Annotated in this window: 26 protein-coding genes; 7 read left to right on the top strand and 19 right to left on the bottom strand. The window is 69.8% G+C overall.

Translation table 11 applies throughout. The annotated features are described in order from the left end of the window. The first annotated feature begins 112 nt into the window (after nt 1-112). The 3 genes from QM611_RS07200 (at nt 113) to QM611_RS07190 (ending at nt 2,363) form a co-directional block, all read left to right on the top strand. A complete protein-coding gene (locus tag QM611_RS07200) occupies nt 113-610 on the top strand; it encodes a glutathione peroxidase (RefSeq protein ID WP_415079229.1) in 498 nt (165 codons plus the stop codon). Nucleotides 611-1,507: 897 nt separating this feature from the next. Continuing rightward, a complete protein-coding gene (locus QM611_RS07195) occupies nt 1,508-1,801 on the top strand; it encodes a hypothetical protein (RefSeq protein ID WP_415079228.1) in 294 nt (97 codons plus the stop codon). A 7-nt stretch (nt 1,802-1,808) separates the two neighbouring features. Then, nucleotides 1,809-2,363, top strand: a complete 555-nt coding sequence (locus QM611_RS07190) for a MauE/DoxX family redox-associated membrane protein (protein WP_415079227.1) — start codon at nt 1,809-1,811, stop codon at nt 2,361-2,363. 289 nt (nt 2,364-2,652) lie between these two features. Here the strand turns inward: QM611_RS07190 and QM611_RS07185 are convergent, their stop codons facing one another. The 5 genes from QM611_RS07185 to QM611_RS07165 all read right to left on the bottom strand — a co-directional run bounded on the left by QM611_RS07185 (nt 2,653) and on the right by QM611_RS07165 (nt 7,501). Beyond that, nucleotides 2,653-3,336 (bottom strand): DsbA family oxidoreductase, encoded by a 684-nt coding sequence (locus QM611_RS07185; protein WP_415079226.1) that lies wholly within the window; start codon nt 3,334-3,336, stop codon nt 2,653-2,655. Nucleotides 3,337-3,390: 54 nt separating this feature from the next. Next, on the bottom strand, nt 3,391-4,188 hold the full coding sequence (locus QM611_RS07180; RefSeq protein WP_415079225.1) for an isoprenyl transferase: 798 nt from the start codon (nt 4,186-4,188) through the stop codon (nt 3,391-3,393). Beyond that, on the bottom strand, nt 4,185-4,922 hold the full coding sequence (gene recO / locus QM611_RS07175) for a DNA repair protein RecO (RefSeq protein ID WP_415079224.1): 738 nt from the start codon (nt 4,920-4,922) through the stop codon (nt 4,185-4,187). The genes QM611_RS07180 and recO overlap by 4 nt, the downstream gene beginning before the upstream one ends. Before the next feature lie 203 nt (nt 4,923-5,125). Continuing rightward, nucleotides 5,126-6,886 (bottom strand): 2-isopropylmalate synthase, encoded by a 1,761-nt coding sequence (gene leuA / locus QM611_RS07170; RefSeq protein ID WP_415079223.1) that lies wholly within the window; start codon nt 6,884-6,886, stop codon nt 5,126-5,128. Nucleotides 6,887-7,048: 162 nt separating this feature from the next. Next, nucleotides 7,049-7,501 carry a nuclear transport factor 2 family protein gene (locus QM611_RS07165; protein WP_415079222.1) on the bottom strand — a complete coding sequence of 151 codons (453 nt, stop codon included), beginning with the start codon at nt 7,499-7,501 and terminating at the stop codon, nt 7,049-7,051. A 52-nt stretch (nt 7,502-7,553) separates the two neighbouring features. Here QM611_RS07165 and QM611_RS07160 point away from each other — a divergent pair, with 52 nt between their 5' ends. Beyond that, nucleotides 7,554-8,177 carry a TetR/AcrR family transcriptional regulator gene (locus QM611_RS07160; protein ID WP_415079221.1) on the top strand — a complete coding sequence of 208 codons (624 nt, stop codon included), beginning with the start codon at nt 7,554-7,556 and terminating at the stop codon, nt 8,175-8,177. A 67-nt stretch (nt 8,178-8,244) separates the two neighbouring features. Beyond that, complete coding sequence (locus QM611_RS07155) at nt 8,245-9,636, top strand: DUF222 domain-containing protein (RefSeq protein ID WP_415079220.1); 1,392 nt, start codon at nt 8,245-8,247, stop codon at nt 9,634-9,636. A 278-nt stretch (nt 9,637-9,914) separates the two neighbouring features. Here QM611_RS07155 and era read toward each other — a convergent pair whose 3' ends face one another. The 11 genes from era to lepA form a co-directional block, all read right to left on the bottom strand. Then, nucleotides 9,915-10,847: a GTPase Era gene (gene era, locus QM611_RS07150; protein ID WP_415079219.1), complete on the bottom strand. Its 933-nt coding sequence runs from the start codon at nt 10,845-10,847 to the stop codon at nt 9,915-9,917. Further along, complete coding sequence (locus tag QM611_RS07145; RefSeq protein WP_415079218.1) at nt 10,837-12,120, bottom strand: hemolysin family protein; 1,284 nt, start codon at nt 12,118-12,120, stop codon at nt 10,837-10,839. The genes era and QM611_RS07145 overlap by 11 nt, the downstream gene beginning before the upstream one ends. Next, nucleotides 12,117-12,587, bottom strand: a complete 471-nt coding sequence (gene ybeY, locus QM611_RS07140) for an rRNA maturation RNase YbeY (RefSeq protein ID WP_415079217.1) — start codon at nt 12,585-12,587, stop codon at nt 12,117-12,119. The genes QM611_RS07145 and ybeY overlap by 4 nt, the downstream gene beginning before the upstream one ends. Beyond that, nucleotides 12,584-13,624: a PhoH family protein gene (locus QM611_RS07135; protein ID WP_415079349.1), complete on the bottom strand. Its 1,041-nt coding sequence runs from the start codon at nt 13,622-13,624 to the stop codon at nt 12,584-12,586. Before QM611_RS07135 ends, ybeY begins: the two co-directional genes overlap by 4 nt. A gap of 52 nt (nt 13,625-13,676) precedes the next feature. After that, nucleotides 13,677-14,024, bottom strand: a complete 348-nt coding sequence (locus tag QM611_RS07130; RefSeq protein WP_415079216.1) for an HIT domain-containing protein — start codon at nt 14,022-14,024, stop codon at nt 13,677-13,679. A gap of 494 nt (nt 14,025-14,518) precedes the next feature. Next, nucleotides 14,519-15,247, bottom strand: coding sequence for a 16S rRNA (uracil(1498)-N(3))-methyltransferase (locus tag QM611_RS07125; protein WP_415079215.1), 729 nt, complete (start codon nt 15,245-15,247; stop codon nt 14,519-14,521). Nucleotides 15,248-15,259: 12 nt separating this feature from the next. Next, on the bottom strand, nt 15,260-16,381 hold the full coding sequence (dnaJ, locus tag QM611_RS07120; RefSeq protein WP_415079214.1) for a molecular chaperone DnaJ: 1,122 nt from the start codon (nt 16,379-16,381) through the stop codon (nt 15,260-15,262). Between the two features lie 43 nt (nt 16,382-16,424). Further along, on the bottom strand, nt 16,425-17,462 hold the full coding sequence (gene hrcA, locus QM611_RS07115; protein ID WP_415079213.1) for a heat-inducible transcriptional repressor HrcA: 1,038 nt from the start codon (nt 17,460-17,462) through the stop codon (nt 16,425-16,427). Nucleotides 17,463-17,555: 93 nt separating this feature from the next. Further along, nucleotides 17,556-18,773 carry a radical SAM family heme chaperone HemW gene (gene hemW, locus QM611_RS07110; RefSeq protein WP_415079212.1) on the bottom strand — a complete coding sequence of 406 codons (1,218 nt, stop codon included), beginning with the start codon at nt 18,771-18,773 and terminating at the stop codon, nt 17,556-17,558. A gap of 12 nt (nt 18,774-18,785) precedes the next feature. Then, a complete protein-coding gene (locus QM611_RS07105) occupies nt 18,786-19,430 on the bottom strand; it encodes a DUF1990 family protein (RefSeq protein WP_415079211.1) in 645 nt (214 codons plus the stop codon). Nucleotides 19,431-19,505: 75 nt separating this feature from the next. Next, the gene (gene lepA, locus QM611_RS07100; protein WP_415079210.1) at nt 19,506-21,365 is read right to left on the bottom strand and encodes a translation elongation factor 4; all 1,860 of its coding nucleotides are present in this window, start codon (nt 21,363-21,365) and stop codon (nt 19,506-19,508) included. A 91-nt stretch (nt 21,366-21,456) separates the two neighbouring features. Between lepA and QM611_RS07095 the strand changes: the two genes are divergently transcribed. Both QM611_RS07095 and rpsT read left to right on the top strand, forming a co-directional pair. After that, nucleotides 21,457-22,200, top strand: a complete 744-nt coding sequence (locus QM611_RS07095) for an alpha/beta fold hydrolase (protein ID WP_415079209.1) — start codon at nt 21,457-21,459, stop codon at nt 22,198-22,200. Nucleotides 22,201-22,309: 109 nt separating this feature from the next. Further along, nucleotides 22,310-22,570 carry a 30S ribosomal protein S20 gene (rpsT, locus tag QM611_RS07090; protein ID WP_415079208.1) on the top strand — a complete coding sequence of 87 codons (261 nt, stop codon included), beginning with the start codon at nt 22,310-22,312 and terminating at the stop codon, nt 22,568-22,570. 68 nt (nt 22,571-22,638) lie between these two features. On the opposite strand, the gene holA is transcribed toward rpsT, so the two are convergent. From holA to QM611_RS07075, 3 genes are read right to left on the bottom strand one after another with little or no spacing between them, the layout of a single operon-like run. Continuing rightward, nucleotides 22,639-23,676 (bottom strand): DNA polymerase III subunit delta, encoded by a 1,038-nt coding sequence (holA, locus tag QM611_RS07085; RefSeq protein WP_415079207.1) that lies wholly within the window; start codon nt 23,674-23,676, stop codon nt 22,639-22,641. A 57-nt stretch (nt 23,677-23,733) separates the two neighbouring features. Further along, on the bottom strand, nt 23,734-26,073 hold the full coding sequence (locus QM611_RS07080) for a ComEC/Rec2 family competence protein (RefSeq protein ID WP_415079206.1): 2,340 nt from the start codon (nt 26,071-26,073) through the stop codon (nt 23,734-23,736). After that, nucleotides 26,070-26,693, bottom strand: a complete 624-nt coding sequence (locus QM611_RS07075) for a helix-hairpin-helix domain-containing protein (RefSeq protein ID WP_415079205.1) — start codon at nt 26,691-26,693, stop codon at nt 26,070-26,072. Before QM611_RS07075 ends, QM611_RS07080 begins: the two co-directional genes overlap by 4 nt. Nucleotides 26,694-26,747 lie beyond the last annotated feature (54 nt).

The following is a 26,747-nucleotide window of genomic DNA, read 5'->3' as shown; positions in this document are numbered from 1 at the left end:
TCGGCCCGATGCGCAGCGGGCGCACGGCCTGGTCGGCAGCGAGGGCGAGAGTCACCGCCCTATTCTCCCAGAACGCGAGCCCTCGCCGGCGGCGGGGCCGTAGCCTTGTGGAATGAGCGACACGCCCGACCTTCGCGACATCCCCTTCCAGACTGCGGACGGCGGCTCCGCAACCCTCGCCGACTACGACGCCCAGGTCGTGCTGGTGGTGAACGTCGCCTCCAAGTGCGGAATGACCCCGCAGTATGAACAGCTCGAGCAGCTGCAGCGCGCGTACGGCGATCGCGGCTTCACGGTGCTCGGGTTCCCGTGCAACCAGTTCATGGGCCAGGAGCCGGGCTCGATCGAGCAGATCCTCGACTACTGCGCCACCACGTGGGGCGTGACCTTCCCTGTGCTCGACAAGCTCAAGGTCAACGGCAAGAACGCCGCACCCCTCTACAAGGCGCTCAAGCAGGCAGAGGACGCCGACGGCAAAAGCGGCCGCGTGCAGTGGAACTTCGAGAAGTTCGTGCTGACGCCGGATGGCGCGGTGCACCGGTTCCGCCCGCCGGTCAAGCCCGACGACCCCGCGATCGTCGAGCTGATCGAGGAGAACCTGCCGGCCTAAGGATCACCGCCCTCGTCAGTGCTCGGCGGCGATGGTCACGACGCCCGGGCGGCTCACATCGATCACGAGTCCGAGACCGGAACACCGGGCGCCCTCACCTGACCGACTTGATCGGCTGGGGGTGGTCACCGCTTGGCGCTTCCCGTCGAGGTGGGCCCCGCATTTCACTACTAGGCCTACGAGCCAACCTGACTCATGTGCATACAGACTCGCGGTAAGAGTCCGCTTGCCCGAGCAAGGTGGGCATTGTTGCTCTCATTTTCTTGCGAGTCGTACAGAGCCTCCGGACGTGCGCACGTCAGTGGGCTGGTACCGGCCGACAGTCATCGAGCTCATCACAATCACTCCGCCGTCAGCGCTCGCGCCAACGCCCGCAAGGTCGCCGTGCCGTCTCGTTCGACGCGCTGCACCGTACACCCATCGAACGATCGACCCGTCGATGATGATCACTCGCTCATCCCTCCAAGAGCCAACAAGGGGGTTGACAATTTCGGCAGACTGATATACGAAGATCGTGGTAGTTGAGCATCTCCAGATTGGATACAACGAAGTTCTCATCTTCGCTCCTCCTCTTGAGTACTCCGGTTTGGATTGGAGAATTATATGTCGCAAGATTCCAACTCGGTCACTACTTCAAAAGACCGCTTCTCGAGACGCGGCTTCGTGGTAGGAACACTGGCAGCCTCCCTAGGTTTTGTCGGAGCGGGCCTTGAATTGGTCAACCCGAAGAGCGCCAGAGCGGCATATGAGCCTTGTTCGAGGGTTCATTGCCACATCCAAGCTATTACAAACCCCGCACAATCAGTATGCATCGAGCACTGCTTTGACGTTCGTTTTGGTTACTTTTGCTATGCCTTCACCTACCCTTGCTAACCGCAACCTGAAAGGAGCTCGGGAATGATCACCACCAAGGTAATAATCGGAGTTGTGGAGCAGACTCAACTCAAGAGCTCGGCAAAGATTCGCGGACTGAAGACGTTGGGCTGGTATCGACAGAAGTTGCCCGAGTGGGGCGGAGTAATCCCGGTCGCTTTCGGTGATCCAGTTTCGATCTCTCTCGACGAATATTCGTCCTACCCCGACGAGACGCCGTTTCGTGTTTGCATTGAGCAAACGAACTCAGAGTTCCCTGGCGTCGATCCAAGGACATTGGAGGGAAAGTCGATCACAACGCGGGACGAGATGATTTGAGTACCTGATGATTCAAGATATTCTTGTCTTGGTCTTCTCAATAGTCGCTGGCGGTCAATTGCTTGTATCGGGGCTCGGTAAGATCTCTGCTTTTCCGGAGTTTCGACTCCGAGTCAAAAATCTTTTGATAGCGACTGCAATTATAGTAGTTGATATAATTCTGGGAGTTTGGCTGCTGGCTGGCTGGCCGTACCCAACTCTCTCGCTTTGCGTGGCCGCAATTTTTTTTGCTACCGGTGCCGTTTTGCGAGCCACATTGGTTATACGTAAATCAGATTCGGATTGCGGATGTTCCTCTACGCCCCATCGAAACACTTGGACGGACGTCGTATCGAGCCTAGTCATGGCGGGATGTGCGCTCCTTCTCTATGCGTTCGGCTTTGAGCGCGTGGACTGGTCCACCATAGCGGGCGCTGCCATGGTCTGTGCTTATTTTGCGTTTTGGGTCCGGGCCGAGCTGTTGAGGATCCGTTCTCGCCGAAATTTCAAAGCAGAGAATGCTGCCATCGCTCGTCTCAACGCCGAAGGCGCGATGAGTGTATACGGAACTCGCTCACCATAGCGCCTCTGGTCGGTGACGACAGGCTCGCCGAACGCGTGCAGTCTGCAGATCTGGATATGGCGGCGGCGTCCTGGCCACCACTGTTGTTCGTAGGAAGGCGTCAGCGGGTTAGCTGGCTCTTCGCATCTATAAGGGTGTAGGTGTGGACCGAATCCGCCGGTTTCGAGGAGACTCCGTGTCGTGAGGTTCCGGGCAGTGAACCGCCCGGGGTGTCCGGACCCATCGGCCTCGACCTCCACACGGCGCCCGACCGCACCCCACAGCTACACGGTCAACTGCGAAGAGCCGGTTAGCTGTTGGAAGGGGAGGCCGCGTCGCGATGCTCGGCCCACACCTGGCGCGCGATCTGGGTGAACGCCTCGACAGGCTGGGCGCCGCTCACCCCGTACTTCCCGTCGATGACGAAGAAGGGCACGCCGTTGATGCCGTAGGAGGCGGCCTGGGCCTGGTCGGCGCGCACGGCATCGAGGTGACGACCGCTCTCCAACGCGTCTCGCGCGGCATCCGGGTCGAGCCCCGCCTCGGTCGCAAGCGCGACGAGGTCGTCGACGCGGCCGACGTGCCTGCCCTCGGTGAAGTACGCGGCCATGAGCCGCTCGGCCACCTCGTGCTGGCGGCCTTGCTCCTTCGCGAAGTGCAGCAGCTCGTGCGCCTTCACCGTGTTCGTGTGCTGCAGCGTGTCGAACCGGTACTCCAGCCCGACCTCGGCCGCCACACCCGTGACGCGGTCGAGCATCTGCTGGACCTGCTCGCGAGGCACCCCCTTGTGGCCGGCGAGGAAGTCGATCTCGTCGCCCTCGAAGTCGACCGGCGTGTCGGGTGACAGCTCGAACGAGTGGTAGACCACCTGCACGTCGGGCGCGTCGTCGTCTTCCGCCGTGGCAGCGAGCCCGTTCTCGAGGTTGCGCTTTCCGATGTAGCACCACGGGCAGGCGATATCGCTCCAGACGTCGATGGTGATGGGGCCTGTCATGCCAGGCACAACCGCGGCACGCCCGAGTTCTATTCCGATAGGCCTGGCCCCGCCTCACTCAGCGGGCGCGTCGACCGCCCCGCCGAACCGCCGCTCACGGCTCAGATAGAGCTCGATCGCCCGCCACAGCTCGCGGCGCGAGAAGTCGGGCCACAGCGTGTCGAGGAACACCAGCTCCGCGTACGCCGACTCCCACAGCAGGAAGTTCGACGTGCGCTGCTCACCGCTGGAGCGCACGAACAGGTCGACGTCGGGCATGTCGGGAATGTAGAGGCGCCGGCGCACGAGCTTCTCGGTGATCGCGCTCGGCTTCAGGCGCCCCGCCGCGATGTCGTCGCCGATCGAGCGCATCGCGTCGACCAGCTCGACGCGCCCGCCGTAGTTCACGCACATCGTGAGGGTGAGCACGTCGTTGTCGCGCGTGAGCCGCTCGGCGAACTGCAGCTCTTTGATCACCGAGCCCCACAGCCGCGGTTTGCGGCCCGCCCAGCGCACGCGCACGCCCCACTCATTGAGCTGGTCGCGGCGGCGGTGCAGCACGTCGCGGTTGTAGCCCATCAAGAAGCGGACCTCGTCGGGAGAGCGGGCCCAGTTCTCCGTGGAGAAGGCGTACACGCTGAGGTGCTTGACGCCGGCCTGGATGGCTCCGGCCACCACGTCGAGCAGCACCTCCTCGCCCGCCTTGTGGCCCTCGATGCGGCTGAGGCCGCGCTGGTTCGCCCAGCGGCCGTTGCCGTCCATCACGATCGCGATGTGGTGCGGCACGGCGGGAAACGCGGGCGGCTGCTCGCCCGTCCAGTCGACGGGGCGGTACGGCACCGCGTCGCGGTGGGTGTACGGCTTGGGCGTCACGATGCGGTCTCCGCAGCGGCGACGTGGCTGAGTGATCGGATGCCGCGCTCCAGGTGCCACTGCGCGTACGCCGCGATCACACCCGAGGCGCCGGACGCGGCGCGGGGGCCCGCGGCATCCACCGTCTCCCAATCACCGGCCATCAGCGCCTCGAGCAGCTGCACCGTGGCGGAGTCGATGCGGGGACTCCCCGCCGGGGCGCAGTCGCGGCAGACCACGCCGCCCAGCTGCGCCACGAAGGTGTCGTGCGGCCCCGGCGTGCCGCACCGGGCGCACGCCGACAGGGCCGGCGCCCATCCGGAGAGCGCCATGACGCGGAGGAGATAGGAGTCGAGGATGCTGCGCGCCCCGTGCTCTCCGCGCGCCAGGGAACGCAGGCCGCCCACGAGCAGCAGGTACTGCTGCGGGTTCGCCTCGGCCTCGCTGAGCCGGTCGGCGGTCTCCACCATCGCGCTGGCGGCGGTGTAGCGGTCGTAGTGCGCGGCGATGTCGGCGCCGTACGAGCCGAGCGACTCGGCCTGCTGCACGATGTCGAGGCTGCGCCCGGCATACAACTGCACGTCGGCGACCATGAACGGCTCAAGGCGCGCGCCGAAGCGCGACGACGTCCGGCGCACGCCTTTCGCGACCGCGCGCACTTTGCCGTGCCGGCGGCTCAGCAGTGTGACGATGCGGTCGGCTTCACCCAGCTTGTGGGTGCGCAAGACCACGACGTCGTCGCGATAGGTGGGCACTCGACCATTATCGTGCGCGGGCTGCGCCCGGGCCGCGGGGCGCGCCCTCCGTCGCGACGTCCGGAATCTCCTGATCTCGCGATGCCGAAGCCCGTGCTCGCGCGTTGCCCAAATCTCCTGATCTGGCGTGGTCAGGCCGCTTCGTGGTGAAACGTCCTGACCACGCCAATTACCCTGATCTGGAGAAACGCCAAGCGCGCGGGTCAGGCCGACACGAGCGCGCCGGCAACCTCGCGCGTGCGGATAGCGCGGTTCACACCCGACACGATCGCCTTGAGGCTCGCGGTCGAGATGTCGCCGTCGATGCCGACGCCCCACAGGCGCTGGCCCTCGACCTGCAGCTCGACGTAGGCGGCCGCCTGCGCGTCGCCGCCCGAGCTGAGCGCGTGCTCGACGTAGTCGTACACCGACACGTCGAAGCCCTGCTCGCGGAGAATCTCGACGAACGCGGCGACGGGGCCGTTGCCGTGGCCGGTCGCCGCGAACTCGGCATCACCGTCGCGCAGCGAGACCTCGAGCGCGACGTCGCCCGACATGTCGCTCCGCGTGCGCGTGGAGAGCAGCTCGAACCGCCCCCACTTCTCGTCGTCGACGTTCGACGGCAGGTACTCGTCGCGGAAAATGGACCAGATCTGCTCGCTCGTGACCTCGCCGCCCTCGGCGTCGGTCTTGGCCTGGACGACGCCGGAGAACTCGATCTGGAGGCGGCGCGGCAGGTCGATGGCGTGGTCGGCCTTCAACAGGTAGGCGACGCCGCCCTTGCCGGACTGCGAGTTGACGCGGATGACCGCCTCGTACGACCGGCCCAGGTCCTTCGGGTCGATCGGCAGATACGGCACTGCCCACTCCAGGTCGTCGACGCTCTTGCCGGCGTCCGCCGCTGTGGCGGCCATGGCCTCGAAGCCCTTCTTGATGGCGTCCTGGTGCGAGCCGCTGAACGCGGTGAACACCAGGTCGCCCGCCCACGGGCTGCGCTCGTGCACCGGCAGCTGGTTGCAGTACTCGGCGGTGCGCTTGACGTGGTCGACGTCGCTGAAGTCGATCTCGGGGTCGATCCCCTGCGTCAGCAGGTTGATGCCGAGGGCCACGAGATCGACGTTGCCGGTGCGCTCGCCGTTGCCGAACAGGCATCCCTCGATCCGATCGGCGCCGGCCAGGTAGCCGAGCTCCGCGGCCGCGATCGCCGTGCCACGGTCGTTGTGCGGATGCAGCGACACGATCACGTTCTCGCGGTGGTTCAGATGCCGGTTCATCCACTCGATCGAGTCGGCGTAGACGTTCGGCGTGGTCATCTCCACGGTCGCCGGCAGGTTGATGATCACCTTGCGGTCAGGCGTCGGCTCGAGGATGTCGAGCACCTGGTTGCACACGTCGACGGCGAACTCGAGCTCGGTGCCCGTGTAGCTCTCCGGCGAGTACTCGTAGTACACCGCGGTCTCGGGGATGCGCTTCTCGAACTCGCGGCACAGCCGCGCGCCGTGCAGCGCGATGTCGATGATGCCCTGCTTGTCGGTGCGGAACACCACCTCGCGCTGTAGCACGCTCGTGGAGTTGTACAGGTGCACGATCGCCTGCTTGGCGCCGGCGATCGACTCGTACGTCCGCTCGATGAGGTGGTCGCGGGCCTGCGTCAGCACCTGGATGGTGACGTCGTCCGGGATGAGGTCCTCTTCGATGAGCTGACGCACGAAGTCAAAGTCGGTCTGGCTCGCCGACGGGAAGCCGACCTCGATCTCCTTGTAGCCCATGCCCACCAGCAGGTCGAACATGATGCGCTTGCGCTCGGGGCTCATCGGGTCGATGAGCGCCTGGTTGCCGTCGCGCAGGTCGACCGCGCACCAGCGCGGCGCCTTCGTGATCCGCTTGTCCGGCCACGTGCGGTCGGGCAGGTCCACGCGGATCTGCTCGTGGAACGGACGGTATCTGTGCGCCGGCATGCCGGACGGCTTCTGCGTGTTCTCCATGTGTCGCTTCTTCTCTCGCTCGGGTGGCGGGCCGACGACGAGCTCCGCGGCGAGAGTGGCCCTAGATCGAAGCCTCGCCGCGGCGGCTAAGGAGAAGCGTGCCGACGCGCATGGAGACAGACTACACCCGGTTTCCGCGGGGGGCGGCGACGCGTCGATCGCTCAGTCGGCGATAGGGGCGGCGCGCGCCTCGGCATTGCCCGCGTCGGCGACTGCGGCCAGCGCGCGCTCGAGCACCTGGAGGTCTTCGACTGTCTCCACCGACGTGACCCGGCCCCACGCGAGCGTCATGAACTGGAAGACGGTGTTCTCGTAGCGGCCGCCGTCCGGCAGGTCGCCACGTACGAGCGATCGCACAGCCACGCGGGTGTGCCACGGCCCGCCGCCGACCAGCACGTCCTGCACGTCGAAGCTTGCGCCGGGCAGCAGCCGCAGCGTGCGCTCCCACCACCGCACCATCGCCTCCCGCGTCGTGCGACGGCCGCCCAGCGCGTGCTCGCCGTGGAAGCGGTACTCGAACTCCGGCGCGAGGCTGTCGACCATCTGGAGGTAGTCGCCCGCGTTGATCCGCTCGAACGTCTTGCGCACCTTCGCGCGCACGATCGCTGTGTACACGCCGACCTCGTTCCCCGTCGTCCATGACCATTACGTTACTATTAGTAACACTATGGCTCAGGCGGGACGACCACGCAAGACCGCGATCGATGAGGCGATCATGGCGGCCGTGGCCGAGCTCGTCGTCGAGCGCGGGTACCCCCGGGTGACGATCGACGACGTCGTGGCGCGAGCGGGCACGAACAAGCCCGCGTTCTACCGCCGCTTCCGCGATCTCGCTGACGTTGTGCCCCACCTGCTCGCCGCGCGGCACGGGTTGGACGACGACATCGACACCGGGTCGCTCGTCGGCGACCTTGTGGAGGCGCAACGTCGACAGCACCTGTTGTTCACCGATCCTGTCGTCACGCGGGGGTTCGCCGGGTGGGCAGCGGAGATGGATGCCTCCCCCGCGCGGGCCGAGCCGTTCATCGCGGGATACCTCGCTCCCCGGCGCGCGCAGACGCACGTCTTCCTCGAGCGCGCCATCGGTCGCGGCGAGATCGCCGGGGGTGTGGATGCCGGGTGGATCGCCGCTCTGCTCACCGGCCCCCTGCTGATGCACGCCGTGATGCCGGGCCTGCCGCCCGCCGATGCGAGGCTCGCGATCGGGACCGTCCACGCGGCGCTCGACGCACTCGGCTACACCGCAGACCGGGCAGCCGTGGCGTCGCTTGCAGCCTCCGAGGAGAAGTAGTTTTTTTATCCCTGAGCGGGGAAAACGCAGGCCGTGAATGTCGTACCCCCTCGCTTGAATGGAGGGTATGAACGCACTTCTCGACAGCCTCAAGAGCCTGCAGGCTCACGCTGCCGAGGTGAGTGCGCGGCTCGATCAGCTGTCGCTGGCGACCGAGTCGCAACTGGTCGAAACGCTCGCCCTCGCCGGGCAGGCCCAGCGGCGCCTGGACGCGCTTCTCATCGAGACCGTGGGCGAGGTGGCGGCCCGGTCGGCCTCCGCGATGCGCGAGGACCGCATGACCAGTCGCTTCGACTGCCACGACGTCAACGAGCTCGTGCAACGCACCACGCTTGTCTCCGCCTCGTTGGCGTCGCGGTACCAGCGCGCGAGCAAGCCGGTGCGGCGCGAGGCATCCATCGTCACGGGCGAGCTTCTCGAGCCGATGCTGCCCTCGCTGCGGCAGTCCATGCTCGACGGGCGGGTGGGCGTCGACGGCGTCCTCGCTGTTGCCGCGCCGTTGCAGGCAATGGGCACGCGTGTTGACCGCGAACGCGTGCTGCTCGCCGACGAGACGCTTGCCGCGCACGCGCGGGGCGAGGGGCCGGATGCCGCGCCTCCCGCCTGCGCAGACCAGTTGAAGATGCACGCGCAAGCGTGGGCAGCCGTGCTCGATCAAGACGGAGCGGAGCCGAGGGAACGCAAGACGATGCACCATCGGGGCGTCGCGCTGCGCACGCCGACCGACCGGGGTGTACCGATCGACGGCATCTTGATGCCCGAGGTCGCCGCACAGCTGCAGCGCATCTTCGACGCGCACCTCTCACCTGCCGCGGGTGTCGCGTTCGTCGACGCCGACGCGCCGGTGGGCGATGTGCCGCTCGACACCCGCACCCGGGCGCAGAAGCAGCACGACGCTCTCGCCAACGCGCTGTCGGTCGCCGTCGCCAGCGGCAAGCTGCCCACCATCGGCGGCGCGGCGCCCACCCTGATTGTCTCCGCCTCGGCCGAAGACCTCGCCGCCGGCAACGGATACGCGCATGTCGAGGGATGCGACGAGCCCGTCGCCCTCGCCGCGGCGCACCGCGTCGCGTGCACCGGCGCGGTGCAGCGCATCCTGCTCGGCGAGGGCGGCCGCATCGAGCGGATCGGCACCGAGGAGCGCACCTTCAACCGGCACCAGCGGCGGGCGATCGCGCTCCGCGACGGCGGGTGCATCATTCCGGGATGCGGCATTCCGGCCGGATGGTGTGAGATCCACCATGTCGTCGAGTATGCGAAGGGCGGTCCGACGCACTGCGACAACGGCGTCTTGCTGTGCTGGTACCACCATCGATTCTTGGACTGGCACGGTTGGCGCATCCGCATGAACGGCGGTGTTCCCGAGGTGCGCGCGCCGGCCTGGTTCGACGCGAGTCTGCGGTGGCGACGCGTCACCTCGTCGAAGGTCCGCCTCAAGAACGCGGTGCGGCGGACATGACGTGGCGTTGAGCGCGCTGCGCTCAGACGTCGACAATGATCGCGACAATGCCCCGGATCTGCGGAAGCACAGCGAGCCCCTCGTTGCGTGTAGCCTCGGCCAGCAATGGGACACACGCGGACGGTGAGGGCGGTGATGAGTGGAGCCGATCGACCTGCGCTACCCCTTCCGGAGCACGCGACCGCCGCGCCGCTGGCCGTCGACAGTTCGCTGCCGCGCAACGGCGAAGTCGTCACCGTGCCGGAGGCGTGACGGGCGGCTCGCTCAACGACCGGGAGTCAGAAGCCGAGGCGCCCGAGCTGCTTCGGGTCGCGCTGCCACTCCTTCGCCACCCGCACGTGCAGCTTGAGGAACACCCTGGTGCCGACGAGCGGCTCGATCTGCGCCCGCGCGCGAGCGCCGACATCCCGCAGCCGGGAGCCCTTGTGGCCGATGATGATCGCCTTCTGGCTGTCGCGCTCGACCACGACGCTCGCGTAGATGTCAGTGAGTCCGCCACCCTCGCGCTCGGCGATGTCGTCGATCGTCACCGCGATCGAGTGCGGCAGCTCGTCGCGCACGCCCTCGAGCGCCGCCTCGCGGACGATCTCGGCCACGCGCTCCTCGAGCGACTCGTCGGTGACGACGTCGTCGGGGTACAGCGCGGGGCCCGCCGGCATGAGCGAGAGCAGCTCGTCGACGAGCACGTCGAGCTGCTCTCGCGTCAGCGCGGACAACGGGATGACCGCGTCCCAGTCCTCGCGCAGGCTGTCGACCTCGATGAGGCGCTGCGTGATCTGGTCGCGGGAGGCGGCATCCGTCTTCGTCACGATCGCGACCTTGCGCGCGCGGGCATAGCCGTCGAGCGACTCGGCGATGCGCCGGTCGCCCGGCCCCACCTTCTCGGTCGCCGGCACGCAGAACCCGATCACGTCGACATCGCCGAGCACGTGCTCCACGAGGTCGTTGAGGCGCTGGCCGAGGAGCGTCCGGGGCTTGTGGATGCCGGGAGTGTCCACGATCACGAGCTGGCCGCCGGGGCGGTTGACGATTCCGCGGATGGCGCGGCGCGTCGTCTGCGGCTTCTCACTCGTGATGGCGACCTTCTCGCCGACGAGCGCGTTGGTGAGCGTCGACTTGCCGACGTTCGGTCGGCCGATGAAGGTGGCAAACCCCGACCTTGCGTCACTCGGCGGCCCTTCTACGGGCTCAGGGACCGGGTCACTCGTCATCTGTGTCCTCCTCGTCGTCGGCCGCCGCGCGCTCCACGAACACGGTCGCCAGCCCTCGGCCGCGGCCCGCCGACGTGCCGCCAGTGAGCACCAGCCCGCCCGCCTCGGCAGTCGCGCCCGGCTGCGGCACCTGGCGCAGCGCTTTGCCGAGGAGCCCGCCCACCGAGTCGACGTCCTCGTCCTCCAGCTCGATGCCGAACAGGTCGCCGAGGTCGTCGAGCGACAACCGCGCGCTCACGCGGAACTTGCCCGGCTCGAGCTCCACGACCTCCGCCGAGCGCGGGTCGTACTCGTCGGAGATCTCGCCGACGAGCTCTTCGATGAGGTCTTCCAGCGTGACGAGCCCGGCGATGTCGCCGTACTCGTCCACCACGAGGCACACGTGCACGGCGTCGCGCTTCATCTGCTGCAGCAGCGTCTCGGCCTTCATCGACTCGGGAACGAACACAGCCTTGCGCGAGATGCGGCCCACCGACGAGTCGCCCCACGCGCGCTCGTCGCGGAAGGCGAACCGCACGAGGTCTTTGAGGTAGAGCACGCCCACGACGTCGTCGGCGTCGCCCGCCACGACGGGCACACGCGACACGCCACGGTCGAGGAAGAGCTGCATGGCCTCGCGCGTTGTGGCCGTGGCATCCACCGTCACCATGTCGGTGCGCGGCACCATGACGGCGCGCACGATGCGGTCGGTGAAGTCGAAGACGGAGTGGATGAGCTCGCGGTCGTCCTGTTCGATGAGGTCTTTGGAGGCGGCCTCGTCGACCATGCTGAGCAGCTGCTCCTCCGACGTGAACGACGCGCCGCGCGGCACGCCCGGAGTGACCCGGGCGCCCAGCGCGACGAGCCCGTGCGCGAGGGGGCCGATGATGACGCGCGCCGCGCGGGTCACCGGAGCCGACCCGCGCAGCAAGCCCTTCGCGTGCTGGCGGCCGACCGTGCGCGGACTTGCCCCGACCAGCACGAACGAGATGCCCGTCATCAGCACCGCCGCGGCGAGGATCGCCCACCAGATGTTGTTGAAGAGGATCAAAAAGGCGGCGGTCACGAGCACCGCCGCCGCAGTCTCGACCAGCACGCGGATGAACACGACGGCGTGGGCGTGCGCGTCGGGGTCGGCGGAGATCTTGCGCAACGCCGCCGCGTTGCGGCCGGTCTCTCCCAGCTCGGCGATGTCGGCGCGCGAGGTGACGCCGAGGGCGGAGTCGATCGCCGCCATGAGGCCGCCGAGTCCGACGAGCACGACGGCGCCGGCGAGGAGGAGGACGGGTGTCATGATCGCCGGCGGCGGCGTTCGGAGTGCTCGAAGCCGATGATGATCTCGCGCTGCAGGCCGAACATCTCGCGCTCTTCTGCGGGCTCGGCGTGGTCGAAGCCGAGGAGGTGCAGCAGCCCGTGCGTGGTCAGCATGACGAGCTCGGCGAGTGTCGAGTGCCGCGCCTCGCGGGCTTGCGCCTCCGCGACCTGCGGGCACAGCACGATGTCGCCGAGCAGCCCCGCCGGCGTCGGCATGTCTTCCGTGCCCGGCCGCAGCTCGTCCATCGGGAAGCTCAGCACGTCGGTCGGCCCAGGCTCGTCCATCCACTGCACGTGCAGCGCCTCCATCGCGCCCTCGTCCACGAGCACGATCGCCACATCGGCGTCGGGGCTGACGTGCAGGTCGCTGAGCGCGTACGACACGAGCCGCAGCAGCTTCGCCTCGTCAACCTCGACACCGGACTCGTTGGTGATCTCGACGGTCATCGCGTGCCCCTCTGGTCGCGCCGGGGGAAGCGGTCGCGCGGCCCCGGCCGGCCTGACGCCTGTTTGCGCCGGTCGGCGCGGTTGGCGAACTCCGCAGCCTGCTCGCGCTCGTGCCGAGACGCCAGCTTCTGCTCGTCGTACGCGCTGTACGCGTCGACGATCTTGCCCACGAGCGAGTGGCGCACGACGTCGGCGCTGCTCAAGTGCGCGAAGTGGATGTCGTCGACGTCCTTCAGCACGCGGGTCACAAGCCGCAGCCCGGAGGCGCCCTCGGGCAGGTCGATCTGCGTGATGTCGCCCGTCACGACCATGCGCGTGCCGAAACCGAGTCGGGTGAGGAACATCTTCATCTGCTCGGGCGTCGTGTTCTGCGCCTCGTCGAGCACCACGAACGAGTTATTGAGGGTCCGACCGCGCATGTACGCCAGCGGGGCCACCTCGATCGTTCCCGTCGCCATGAGCTTGGGCACGATCTCGGGGTCCATCATCTCGTTGATCGCGTCGTACAGCGGCCGCAAGTAGGGGTCGATCTTGTCGGTCAGCGTGCCGGGCAGAAATCCGAGCCGCTCCCCCGCCTCGATCGCGGGGCGGCTCAGGATGATGCGCTCGACCTCTTTGCGCTGCAGCGCCTGCACGGCTTTCGCCATCGCCAGGTAGGTCTTCCCGGTGCCGGCGGGGCCGATGCCGAACACGATCGTGTTCTCCTCGATCGCGTCGACGTACGCCTTCTGCCCGAGCGTCTTGGGGCGGATCACCTTTCCGCGCGACGACAGGATCGCCTCGCCGAGCACTTCCGATGGCCGCGGCGAGCCGTCGCTGCGCAGCATGCGACTCGACGACGACACGTCGGCGGGGCCGAGGTCGTGCCCGGCCCGGGTCATCGCGAGCAGCTCGTCGACGAGCACGCGCGCGGCAGCCACCGCGGCGGCGTCGCCGGTCAGCGTGATCTCGTTGCCGCGCACGTGCACGTCGACGTCGGGGTGCTCCCGCTCGACCATGCGCAGCAGGCGGTCTTGCGGACCGAGAAGCTGCACCATCGCCACGCCGTCGGCGAGAATCGTCTCCACCGTGCGGTCGGAATCGGATGCGTCAGCCACCAAGCCCCGCTTCGTCCAGCCCCCCGGCGAGCACGTGCGCGTGCACGTGGAACACCGTCTGCCCCGCGCCGGCGCCGGTGTTGAAGATCAATCGGAAGTCGCCGTCGGAGTGCTCGTCGGCGACCCGCCGCGCGAGGGCGACGACCTCGGCGAGCAGCGCGGGGTCGCCGGCGGCGAGCTCAACGACATCCCGATAATCCTGCGTCTTGGGAATGACGAGCAGGTGCACCGGCGCCTGGGGCGCGATGTCGCGGATCGCGAAGACGTCCTCGGTCTCCGCGATGATCTCCGACGGGATCTCCCCGTTCAGGATGCGGGTGAAGATCGAGGGCTCGCTCATGCCTCCCAGTCTAGAAGCCGCCGGGCCCGGTCGATGGGCGAGCGACCACCGACCCCCGGTCGTTGAGCGAGCGAAGCGAGACGAAACGCGCCGAGCGTTCTGGCACGGTCGCCGCGTTTCGTCTCGGGCGTCACCAGCGGCTCTGGGGCGGGGGCGGTCCTGTCACTCTGCTCCTCTTGTTGCAACAATGTGCGCTACTCCCGCCGGGCGAACACGCGAAAGAGCCCCGACCTCTTCGCATGCAAGACCCGTGTCAATGAGCGACAGAATCGGACCACGAATCACCTCAAGAACAACCCGCTGATCCTTGGACCTGCCACCCCGCGTTCGTAGACGCGATTCAATATCGGCAAACAGCTCTTCTTGCTGCCGAGTGAGGCGAAGGGCCTTGCTAGGGGAAGTTGATGTGCCGGGCGGAGGATCGAGACCGCCGGAAGCATCCTCCGCCCGGCACATTCCCTCCGCTCGGGACGGGCGGGCCTTGCCGCCCCGCGTCACCAGCGGCCGAGCGTCGCGCTCACGACGGCGATGGCGGCGGGGCCGGCCGTGGAGGTGCGCAGCACCGTGTCGCCCAGGCGCACGAGTGTGGCCCCGGCATCCCGCAGCGTCGCGAGCTCTTCCGACGCGATGCCGCCCTCCGGGCCCACCACCAGCACGAGATCGCGCCCGCCGTCGAGGCTCACGCTCGACAGGGCCACGTCGGCGGTCGGCTCCAGCACGAGGAGACGGGATGCCTCGGCTCGCCGCGCGAGCTGGCGCGTCGTCTCGACGGGCGCGACCTCGGGCACCCACGCCCGGTGCGCCTGCTTCGCCGCTTCCCGCACGATGGCGGCCCAGCGGCGGCGGCCCTTCTCGGCCTTCGCCGAGTCCCAGCGCGACACGCTGCGGGCCGCCTGCCACGGCACGATCGTGTCGATGCCGAGCTCGGTGGCCGCCTGCACCGCGAGCTCGTCTCGGTCGCCCTTCGCGAGCGCCTGCACGAGCGTCAGCCGGGGCGCGGGGGCCGCCACGTCCTCCCGCGCGGACACCCGGACCACGACCTCGCGCGGCTCGACGCTCTCGACCGCGCCGGCCAGCCGCACGCCGCGCCCGTCACCGACGGTCACCGCCTCGCCGGCGCGCACGCGCCGCACGACGGCCGCGTGATGCGCCTCGGCGCCGGCGAGCACAATGGTCTCGCCGGGCTGGGCGGTCGCCTCGTCGACGAGGAAGTGCAGCACCACGACGCGGCTGCCTCAGGCGCTCTGGCGGAAGCGGTCGCGCAGCTTCGCGAACAGCCCCTGGTGGAACTCGGCGAGCTTGGGCGGCGGGGCCTTCGTGCGCTTGGCGAACTCCTCGATAAGAGCTCGCTCCTTGGCGTCGAGCCGCGTGGGCGTGACCACGTGCACGCCCACGCGCAGATCGCCGCGCTCTGTGCCCCGCAGCGCCGTGATGCCCCGGCCCTTGACGGTGAGCACGTCGCCGCCCTGCGTGCCAGGGCGAAGCTCCAGCTCGACCGGCCCGTCGAGCGCCTCGATGGTCGTCGAGGCGCCGAGGATCGCATCGGCCATCGAGAGCTCGAGAGTCGCGAGGAGGTCGTCGCCGTCGCGGCTGAACACGTCGTGGCCCTGCACCGTCACCTCCAGGTAGAGGTCGCCGTTCGGGCCGCCCGCCGGCCCGACCTCGCCCGAACCCGGCAACTGCAGCCGCATCCCGGTCTCCACGCCCGCCGGGATGTCGATCGACACCGTGCGGCGCGAGCGCACGCGGCCCTGCCCTTGGCACGTGGCGCACGGGTGCGGGATGACCGTGCCGTAGCCCTGGCACGAGCCGCACGGCTGGTTGGTGACGACGTTGCCCAGGAGGCTGCGGACCGTGCGCTGCACCTGCCCGGCGCCGCCGCAGATGTCGCACGGCACGGGTTGCATGCCGGGCTGGCAGCACGAGCCCTGGCACGTCTCGCACAGCACCGCGGTGTCGACCTCGATGTCGCGGTGCGCGCCGAAGACCACGTCGCCGAGCTGCAGCGTGACCCGCACGAGAGCGTCGTGGCCGCGCTCGCGGCGAGAGCGCGGCCGCCCCTGCCGACCGCCCGCGGCCGCCCCGAAGAACGTCTCGAAGATGTCGCCGAACCCGCCGAAGCCCTCGCCGGAGAAGCCGCCGCCGAACGCGGAGTCGCCGCCGAGGTCGTAGCGGCGGCGCTGCTCGGGGTCGCTCAGCACGTCGTAGGCGTGCGTGACGAGCTTGAAGCGCTCCGAAGCCTCCTCGCCCGGGTTCACGTCCGGGTGCAGCTCGCGCGCAAGCCGCCGGTACGCCTTCTTGATCTCGTCGGGGCTCGCGTCGCGGGCAACTCCGAGGACCTCGTAGTGGTCAGCCATCCTGCCTTCTTCTGCGCGCCGCGCGCGCGTGTCCGTGTCCGCCTCAGCGGTGCTTCTCGTCCTCTTCCAGCAGCCGCGACAGGTAGCGCGCGACCGCGCGCGCCGCGGCGAGGTTCGAGGGGTAGTCCATGCGCGTGGGGCCGAGCACGCCGACGCGCGCCTGCCCGCCCGCGGCTTCGTAGTCGCTCGTCACGACGGATGCCTCCGCCAGGCCGAACGGCTCGTTCTCACGGCCGATGCTCGCCGCCAAGCCGTGCTCGTCGGCCACCATCTCGCCCATCAAGCGCAACAGCGTCACCTGCTCCTCGATGGCCTCGAGGAGCGGATAGATGCTGCCGCGGAAGTCCTGCTCGCGGCGCGCCAGATTCGCGGTGCCCGCCATGACCAGGCGGTCCTGGCGGAACTCGTCGAGCTCCTCGGCCACGACGCGCGCGATCGCGCGCAGCGCGTGGTCCATGCGGCCTGCCGCCTCCGGCCGCCGCATCAGGGCGTCGATACGGTCGGCGCCGTCGCGAACCGGGATGCCGGTGACCAGCGTGGCGATGCGGGCGCGGACGACCGCGACATCCGCCTCGTCCAGGTCGGCCGCCAACTGCGCGATCCGCTGCGATACGCGCCCGGTGTCGGTCACGATGACCACGAGCAGCCGGCTCGGCCCGAGGGCGACGAGCTCGACGTGCGTGACCGTCGCCCGCTCGAACGACGGGTACTGCACCATCGCGACCTGGCCGGTCAGCTGCGTGAGCACGCGGACCGTCCTCGACAGCAGGTCGTCGAGGTCGCCCGGCGCGGCAAGGAACGCGGAGATGGCGGTGCGCTGCGCGGAGGTCAAGGGCCGCACATCGGCGAGGTGGTCGACGAAGACCCGGTACCCCTTGTCGGTCGGCACGCGCCCCGACGACGTGTGCGGCGCGGCGATCAGCTCCTCGTCCTCGAGGAGCGCCATGTCGTTGCGGATCGTCGCGGCCGACACACCGAAGTGGTGGCGCTCGACGATCGACTTGCTGCCCACCGGCTCCCGGGTGTCGACGTAGTCCTGCACGATCGCCCGGAGCACCTGGAGGCCGCGCTCGCTGACCATTCCCGCTCCCTTCACTGGCACTCGCTGACGCTGAGTGCCAATTCTACGCGGTCCCGCTCACGTTTCCTCTCGCTTCGCTCGCTCGGATCAGTCTCATTCGGTCAGCGCGCGCACGACGGCGTCGGCGAGCAGCCGGCCCTTGAGCGTGAGCACGATGCGGCCGCGGACGGCCTCCGCCCCCTCGACGAGGCCGTCGGCGATGAGGGATGCCACGGCCCGGCGGCCTTCTCCCTGCACCTCCGAGACGGGGATCCCCTCGCGGATGCGCGAGCGCAGCAGCACGTTTTCCAGGGCCCGGGCGGCGGCGTCCGGCCGTTCTCGTCCGGCCGCCGGCGACTCCCCCGCCGCCAGCCGCTGCGCGTACGCCGCCGGGTGCTTCACGTTCCACCAGCGGGTGCCGGCGACGTGGCTGTGCGCGCCGGGTCCGAAGCCCCACCAGTCGGCGCCGCGCCAGTACGCGAGATTGTGCCGCGAGCGGTGGCCGGGGCCGCGGGCCCAGTTCGACACCTCGTACCAGTCGTACCCGGCCGCGGCGAGAGCAGCGTCGGCCAGCTCGTACATGTCGGCCTCGAGGTCCTCGTCCGGCTCGGGCACCTCCCCGCGGCGGATCTGCCGGGCGAGCTTCGTGCCGTCCTCGACGATGAGCGCGTACGCGCTGACGTGGTCGGGCTCGAGGGCGAGCGCGGTGTCGAGCGACGCGCGCCAGTCGTCGAGCGACTCGCCGGGCGCTCCGTAGATGAGGTCGAGGCTGACATCCAATCCCGCGGCACGCGCGGCCCGCACCGCGGTCGCGACGTTGGCGGGATCGTGCGTGCGGTCGAGCACGGCGAGCACGTGCGGCACGGCCGACTGCATGCCGATCGACAGGCGCGTGACGCCGGATGCCGCGAGCTCGGACACCGAGGCATCCGTCACCGTGTCGGGATTCGCCTCGACCGTGACCTCCGCGCCGGCGGCGAGCCCGAACGCCGATCGCACACCGTCGAGCATGCGGCCGAGGTCGCCCGGCGGCAGCAGCGTGGGGGTGCCGCCGCCGAAGAACACCGTCTGCGCCGGCCGCAGGGGTCCCACGTCGCCGAGCACCCGTCGGGCCAGCTCGACCTCGCGCAGCAGCGTGTCGGCGTACTTGTCTTGCCGGGCGCCGCGCAGTTCGTCGGACGTGTAGGTGTTGAAGTCGCAGTACCCGCAGCGCACACGGCAGAACGGCACGTGCAGGTACGCCCCGAAGTCGGCGGCGGGGTCCGCGCTCGTGCCGACCGGCAGCGCGCCGTCCGGCGGCGCGGGCTCGCCGAGCGGCAACGGGCCGCCCATGTCAGAGAGCGCTCACGTCGCGTACAGCGGCGAGATCGCCCGGAGGTAGCGCGTGAACAGCTCACGGCGGCGACGGCGCACGAGGCCGCGGAACAGCTTGTACGCCAGCGCCTGCGGGGCGTCGAAGGCGCGGACGGTGAACCACACCTCGTCGTTCTCGCGCCAGTCGAGCATGAACGACTCCTCGCCGCTGACCACCGATCCGCCCACGGTGCCGAGGGCGAAGCCAACGCGCCGCGGCTCCTCGACGACGAGGATGACGCGCAGCTCGCCATCGGCCTTGAGCCCGCCGACCCGCCCATGCAGGTGCACGGTCGTGCCCGCGCCGACGAACGGAGTGCCGTCCGCGTCGAACCGCTGGTCTGCCTCGGTGCGCGTCGGCGCGACGGGATGGCCCTCGTGGTCGAAGCTGACCCCGGAGTACATCGGGCCGGAGGCCGGGCGGACGTCGCTCAAGGTGAGCCCCGCGGCCTTCTGCGCGGTCCACGACAGCAGTGCCTCGCTCGCCGTCTGGAAGCGGGCCTCGCCGCTGCCGACCCGCCACGACTCCTCGGCCGGGATGCTGCGCTCGGGCGGATAGCCCATGAGGTCGGGGGCCTGCGTCGCCCCGACCGCGGCGTAGTCGACCGTGTCGTCTGTGAAGGTCCCGCGGCGCATGGGCTCCAGCCTACGCTTTCCGGCCAGCCGTTCACTCGCGAGGAGAAGGAACGGCTGCGCGCCGCGCAGCGGGCGTTACTTCTTGCTCTCGACATCCCCCGACAGCGCGGCGATGAACGCCTCCTGCGGAACCTCCACGCGGCCCACCATCTTCATGCGCTTCTTGCCCTCTTTCTGCTTCTCGAGCAGCTTGCGCTTGCGGGTGATGTCGCCGCCGTAGCACTTGGCGAGCACGTCTTTGCGGATGGCGCGGATGTTCTCGCGGGCGATGATGCGGGCGCCGATCGCGGCCTGGATCGGCACCTCGAACTGCTGCCGCGGAATCAGCTTGCGCAGCCGCTCGGTCATGAGCGTGCCGTACGCGTACGCCTTGTCGCGGTGCACGATCGAGCTGAAGGCATCCACCTTCTCGCCCTGCAGCAGGATGTCGACCTTCACAAGATCCGCCTCCTGCTGGCCGCTGGGCTCGTAGTCCAACGACGCGTAGCCCTGCGTGCGGGACTTCAACTGGTCGAAGAAGTCGAACACGATCTCGCCGAGCGGCATGTTGTAGCGCAGCTCGACCCGCTCCTCGGAGAGGTAGTCCATGCCCAGCAGCGAGCCCCGCCGCGACTGGCACAGCTCCATGACGGTGCCGACGTAGTCCTTCGGGGTCAGGATGCCGACCTTGACCATCGGCTCGGAGACGGCCGCGACCCGCCCGTCCGGGTACTCGCTGGGGTTGGTGACAGTGACCGACTCGCCCGTGTCGGTGGTGACCTCGTAGGTCACCGACGGCGCGGTCGTGATGAGGTCCAGGTCGAACTCGCGCGCGAGCCGCTCCGTCACGATCTCCAGATGCAGCAGCCCGAGGAACCCGCACCGGAATCCGAAGCCGAGGGCGACGGATGTCTCGGGCTCGTACTGCAACGCGGCATCCGACAGCTTGAGCTTGTCGAGCGCCTCGCGAAGGTCGGCGTAGTCGCTGCCGTCGATCGGGTAGATGCCCGAGAACACCATCGGCTTCGGATCGGTGTAGCCGGGCAGCGCACGGTCGGCGGGCTTGCGCTGGTCGGTGATCGTGTCGCCGACCTTCGACTGCCGCACGTCTTTCACGCCGGTGATGAGGTAGCCCACCTCGCCGACCCCGAGCCCCCGAGTGGGCGTCGGCTCGGGGCTCGACACCCCGATCTCGAGCAGCTCGTGCGTCGCCCTGGTCGACATCATCTGGATGCGCTCGCGCGGCTGGAGCTTGCCGTCCACCATGCGCACGTAGGTGACGACCCCGCGGTACGAGTCGTAGACGGAGTCGAAGATCATGGCGCGCGCCGGGGCGTCGGCGACGCCGCGGGGGGCGGGGATGTCTCGCACGATGCGGTCGAGGAGCTCCTCGACGCCCGCGCCGGTCTTGCCCGACACGCGCAGCACGTCGTCGGGGTCTCCGCCGATGAGGTTCGCCAGCTCGGTGGCGAACTTGTCGGGGTCGGCCGCGGGCAGGTCGATCTTGTTCAGGACCGGGATGATGTGCAGGTCGTTCTCGAGCGCGAGGTACAGGTTCGCGAGCGTCTGCGCCTCGATGCCCTGCGCGGCGTCGACGAGGAGGATCGCGCCCTCGCACGCGGCGAGCGACCGCGAGACCTCGTACGTGAAGTCGACGTGCCCCGGGGTGTCGATCATGTTGAGCGCGTACACCTGATCGCTCGCTGAGCGGGAGCCGACAGCCCACGGCATCCGCACGGCCTGGCTTTTGATCGTGATGCCGCGCTCGCGCTCGATGTCCATGCGGTCGAGGTACTGCGCCCGCATATCGCGTTCGGCGACCACGCCGGTGATTTGCAGCATCCGATCGGCCAGTGTGGACTTGCCGTGGTCGATGTGGGCGATGATGCAGAAGTTGCGGATCAGCTCCGGCGGGGTCGCAGACGGCTCGAGGGGCTTGTGGGCGCGCGGTGACATGTCCGCTCGATTCTACGGGGCGGGCGCCGTGCGCCGTTCACGCAGCGACCACGCGCGGCGACCTGCCAGATCGGCGATCTAGCCTGGAGGCATGTCAGTGCAGGTTGTGTTCGTGCACGGCATCCGCACGTCGGCGAGCATGTGGCGGGCCCAACTCGCGCACCTCTGGAAACGCGGTGTCCCGGCGCTCGCCGTCGACCTGCCTGGCCACGGCATGCGGATGGCTGAGGAGTTCACCCTCGACGGCGCGCTCGAGACGATCGAGGGCGCCGTCGCGGACGCGGCCTCCCGCGGACCCGTCCTGCTGGTCGGGCACTCGATGGGCGGCCTGCTGTCGATCGCGTTCGCCGGCCGGGAGGACAAGCCGCCGATCGACGGCTTCATCGCGGCATCCTGCACCGCCATCCCGCGGGGCGTCGGGCTCGCCACATACCGCATGCTCGCGCGCGGCTTCGACTCGCTGCCCGACCGCGGCATGTGGCTCACCAACCTCGTGCTCGACCGGACCCTTCCCGCCCAGACGCGGGCCGACTTCGGCGCGGGCGGCTACGCGTTGGACGCGCAAGACACCGCGCTGCGGAGTCTGTCGGTGCTCGACCTGCTGGCTGCGCTGGGCCGCATCGACGTGCCGCTGTGGTTCATCAACGGGCAGTACGACCAGCTGCGCGTGAACGAAAGGCTCTTCCAGCACGTCGCGCCCCACGCGGAGCTGATCGTCGTGCCGCGCACATCGCATCTGGTGAGCGCGATGCGTCCTCGTGTGTTCAACGCGCTCCTCGACGTGGCTGTGGCGACCGTTCGACAGGTTCAGGGCAAGCGGGCACGCAGCACCTGATAGGATCAGTTTTTGGCTTGCGTGTGGATCCGTCCGCACCCGCCGGAGGCGCCCTCTCTCGCCGCCCGGCACCTTCCAGCACATCATCGAACGAAAGAACGTCGGCACAGTGGCGAACATCAAGTCGCAGATCAAGCGCAACAAGACCAACGAGAAGGCGCGCGAGCGCAACAAGGCTGTCAAGAGCGAGCTGAAGACCGCGGTGCGCCGCACGCGCGAGGCCATCGCCGCGGGCGACAAGGCCGAGGCGCAGAAGGCGCTCGGCGCGGCGACCAAGAAGCTCGACAAGGCCGTGAGCAAGGGCGTCATCCACGAGAACCAGGCGGCGAACCGCAAGTCGGCGATCGCCAAGCAGGTCGCGTCGCTCTGACCCGCGCTGTTTTCACGATGCCCGTCCCTTCGTGGGCGGGCGTCGTCGTTTCCGGCGGGTCGCCCCGGCTACCCCCCGAAGGGAGCGCGGGTCGCGATGACTGTGACCAGCCGCTCGAGCGCGAAGACCGGATCGCGCGAGGCGCCCTTGACCTCGGCGTCGGCGCGCGCCGCCGCCTGGATCGCCATGGACAGCGTGCCCTCGTTCCAGCCGGACAGGTCGCGTCGGGCGCGGTCGACCTGCCAGTCCTTCATGCCCAGGCGCGCGGCGAGCGTGGCTGACGGCTCGCGCGAGCCGGCGACGCGTGCCATCGCGCGCAGCTTCATCGCCACCGCCGCCACGAGCGGCACGGGGTCGACCCCCGACGCGAGCGCGTGTCGCAGCGCGACGAGCGCCTCGCCGTAGCGGCCGGCGATCGCGGTGTCGGCCACGACAAAACCGGTCGTCTCCACGCGCCCGCCGTAGTATCGCTCGACGATCTCGGCCGTGACATCGCCCGGCACATCCGAGATGAGCTGCTGGCATGCCGCCGCGAGCTCGGTGAGGTCGTCGGCGAACGCGGACACCAGTGTCCGCAAAGCGGCGGGCGCGATGCGCTTGCGCGCGCCGCTGAACTCGCCCGCCGCGAAGTCGAATCGGTCGGAGTCGCGCTTGACGGCAGGGCAGGCGACCTCCACGCCGCCCCCGGCCCCGGAGCGGATGGCGTCGAGGAGCTTCTTGCCGCGCACACTCGCGCCGGTGTGGCGCAACACGACCGTCGCGCCCTCCTGCGGGTGCTCGAGGTAGGCGAGCGCCTCGGCCAGGAAGGCGTCGGAGCACTTCTCCACGCCCTGCACTCGCACGAGCCGCGGCTCGCCGAACAACGACGGCGACGTGAGGGCCAGGAGCGTGCCGGACGCGTAGTCGTCCGCCCGCAGGTCGCTCACCTCGAGAGAGGGGTCTTCGGCCCGCAGGTACTCGCGCACGCCGGCGATCGCGCGTTCCGCGCACACCTCTTCCGGCCCCGACACGAGCACGACGGGCGCGGGCTGCGGCTCGCGCCACGACAGCTGCGGGATGGCGGACTTCGTCGCGCGCGCCGCGGGCCGGCGGTTCGAAGCAGCCATACCAGGAGCCTAATGCGGACCTCCGACGCTCGCCGGGCCTCGGTCGGCCGGCGCGACTCACCCCGAGCCGGGCGGCACCCGCTCTCGCCACACGTCGAGGCCTCCCGCTGTAGGCGTGAGCAGCACCAGTCCGTCGCGGTCCGAGCGTGCGACACGCGTGCCGGTGCTCGCCAGCAGCGCGAGCACCTCCGCCCGCGGATGGCCGTACGTGTTGTCGGCTCCGACGCACACGAGCGCGACCGCCGCCCGCGCCGCGCGATAGAGGTCGGGATGCTGGTCGGCGCTGCCGTGGTGCGCCACCTTCACGATCGCGTACGGCGGCCGCAGCATCCCGCTCGCGGTCAACGCCGCCTGCGGCGACGCGGACAGGTCGCCGAGGAAGAGGGATGCCGGCACGCCCCCGCCACGCACGTCCACGACGACACTGGAGTCGTTGCCCGCTTCGAACGCGCGAGAGCCGTCCCGCGGCCAGAGCACCCGCCAGCGCGCGTCGCCCAGGCTCCCCGACATCCCCGCGTGAGCCGCGACCACGCGCGCCCCGCCAGCGTCGAGACGCCGCAGCAGGGCCGCGTCGTCGGCGCCGTCGACGGGGCCGTGCAGCACGATGCCCGCACGGCCGATGATCGCCTCGGCGCCGCCCACGTGGTCGAGGTCGTAGTGGGTCAGCACCGCGAGGTCGATGCGGTCGACGCCGAGCCGCGCCAGGCATGCCCGCAGAGGCGCGGGATCGGGGCCGGTGTCGATCAGCGCGACACTGCCGGCCGAGCGCACGAGCACCGCATCTCCCTGCCCGACATCGCACGCGGCCACCGCCCAGCCGCTTGGCGTGGTGAGCCTGCCGAGCGGGCCGGAAAGCGCGGCCAGTCCGCTCAACGCGCCCACAGCGCCGGCGACGACCACGACGGCAACGCCGCGCAGCACGAGCACACGCCGCGGAGAGCCGCGGACGCGGACGATCAGCACCACGATGCACGCGCCGAGCAGGGCCAGGGCGGCGAGTCCGCCCCATCCCTCCCACCACGGCACGGAAGCCGCCGGCAGCGCGCTCACCGTCGTGGCCGTCGCCGCGACCCACGCCGCCGGAGCCCACGCGACGCCCGCGATCGCGCTCGCCAGCCACGGCAGCACCGGAGCGAGCAGGCACGCGGCGAGTCCGAGCACGGTGGCGACGGGTGCGGCGGGCCCGGCCACGAGATTGGCGACGACCCCGTGCAGCGGCACGACGGGGTTCACCAGGATGAGCAGCGGCCCGCACGCGAGCTGCGCGGCCAACGGGACAGCGAGCACCAGGGCGAGCGCGCGGGGCATGAACCGGCCGAGTCCGCGGGCAAGCGGCGGGGCGAGCACCAGCAGCGCTGCGGTGGCCGCGGCCGACAGCGCGAACCCGAGCGATGTGGCCAGCCACGGGTCGCCGACGAGCAGGACGACGATCGCGACGCACAGAACCGACAACCCGATCGCGGTGCGCCCGAGCAGGACCGCAAGCATCGCCACGGTCGCCATCGCCGCCGCCCGCACCACACTCGGCTCGGGCGTGACCAGCACGACGAAACCGCCCAGCGCCGCCAGTGCGCACGCGACCCGCACCCATCGCCGAGCGCCGGCGAGCGCGCACGCGCCGAACACGAGCCCGACGATGATGGCGCAGTTCGCCCCGGACACGGCGGTCAAGTGGCTGAGCGACGACAGCTTCATCGCGCTGTCGAGCTCCGCCCCCACCGCGCTCGTGTCGCCGACCGACAGGCCGGGCAGCAGCCGGCCGCCGTCGCCCGGCAGGGTGGACGCGAGCCGCACGAGCCCGTGGCGAAGGCCGGATGCCACCGCCGCCCCGTCGCCCGAAAGGTCGACCACCTCGACCCCGCGGGAGGCGAAGACGACAAGCACCGCACGGTCTCCGGCGCCCGCCACCTTCGCGGTGCCGCGCGCGACGACCCGCGCGCCCAGATCGAGACCGCGCGGGCCGAGCGCCACGTTCTCAGGAGCGACCGAGACAGCGATGGGCACGGCGACGCGTCGCGAGACGTCGCCAGCCGTCAGCAGTCCCGCGTCCGCGTCAAACCACAGCGCGCCGCTCGCGGCCGGGCTGACCTTGGATGCCACTACCGCCGTCACCTCAACCGCCCGGCCGTTCTCCACCCCGAACGACGCGGCCGCGTCCCGCGCCGGGCCCGCGAGCGCGACGTGTGATGCCGCCGCCGCGCTGACCGCGAGGGCGACAGCAAGCAGCGCGATCCCCCGCCGACGCCGCACCGCCGGCAGCGCCACGAGCCCTGCACACACTGCGACGACGGCGCCCCACAAGCCGAGTGCGATCCACACAGCGGCGCCGGGGAACATTACGGCAACAAGCGCCGTCGCCCACACCGTCGCGGCGGCGGGAACCAGCGGCGCCCTCACACCGTCACCAGCGGCCGCAGCGACTCCACCGTCTTCTCGCCAATGCCCGGCACGGCGAGCAGGTCCTCCACGCTCGTGAACCGGCCGTTCGCCTCGCGCCACTGCAGGATGCGCTGCGCCATCGCCGGCCCGATCCGCGGCAGCGTGTCGAGCTCCGCCTCGGTCGCGGTGTTGAGGTTGACGAGGCCGTCACCGGCAGCCGGCGGGGAGGCGCCGGCGACCGGAGTGGATGCCTCGCCGCGCTTCGGCACGACGAGCTGCTCGCCGTCGGCGACCACCCGCGCGAGGTTGACCGCCGCGTCATCGGCACGCTTCGTGAACCCGCCGGCCGCGGCGATCGCGTCGACCACTCGTGACCCGTCCCGCAACCGGTACAGGCCGGGCGCGCGCACCGCGCCCGACACGTGCACGTACACCGTCGCAGGGTCGGCGGCATCCACTCCTGCGCCGGGCTCGTCCCCCTCGCCCCCCACAGCGACAGGCACGGTCTCGGTCGGCGTCGTCACGCCCCGCACGACGGCGACCGCCACCGTCACGGCGACGGCCAGGACGACGACGACAACGGCCGCGCCCACGCCGATGCGCCGGCGCGGCTTGGCGTACTCCTCGGGTGCGTCCACGCCGGCAACGCTAGGCGCGCCGACAGCTCGCTCGGGCGCGAAAGGACGCATCCG

The organism is Microbacterium sp. (genome assembly GCF_047606685.1).
Lineage (GTDB): Bacteria > Actinomycetota > Actinomycetes > Actinomycetales > Microbacteriaceae > Microbacterium.
The sequence above is the reverse complement of the archived record's forward strand: the minus strand, read 5'-3'. Positions and strand labels throughout refer to the sequence as shown.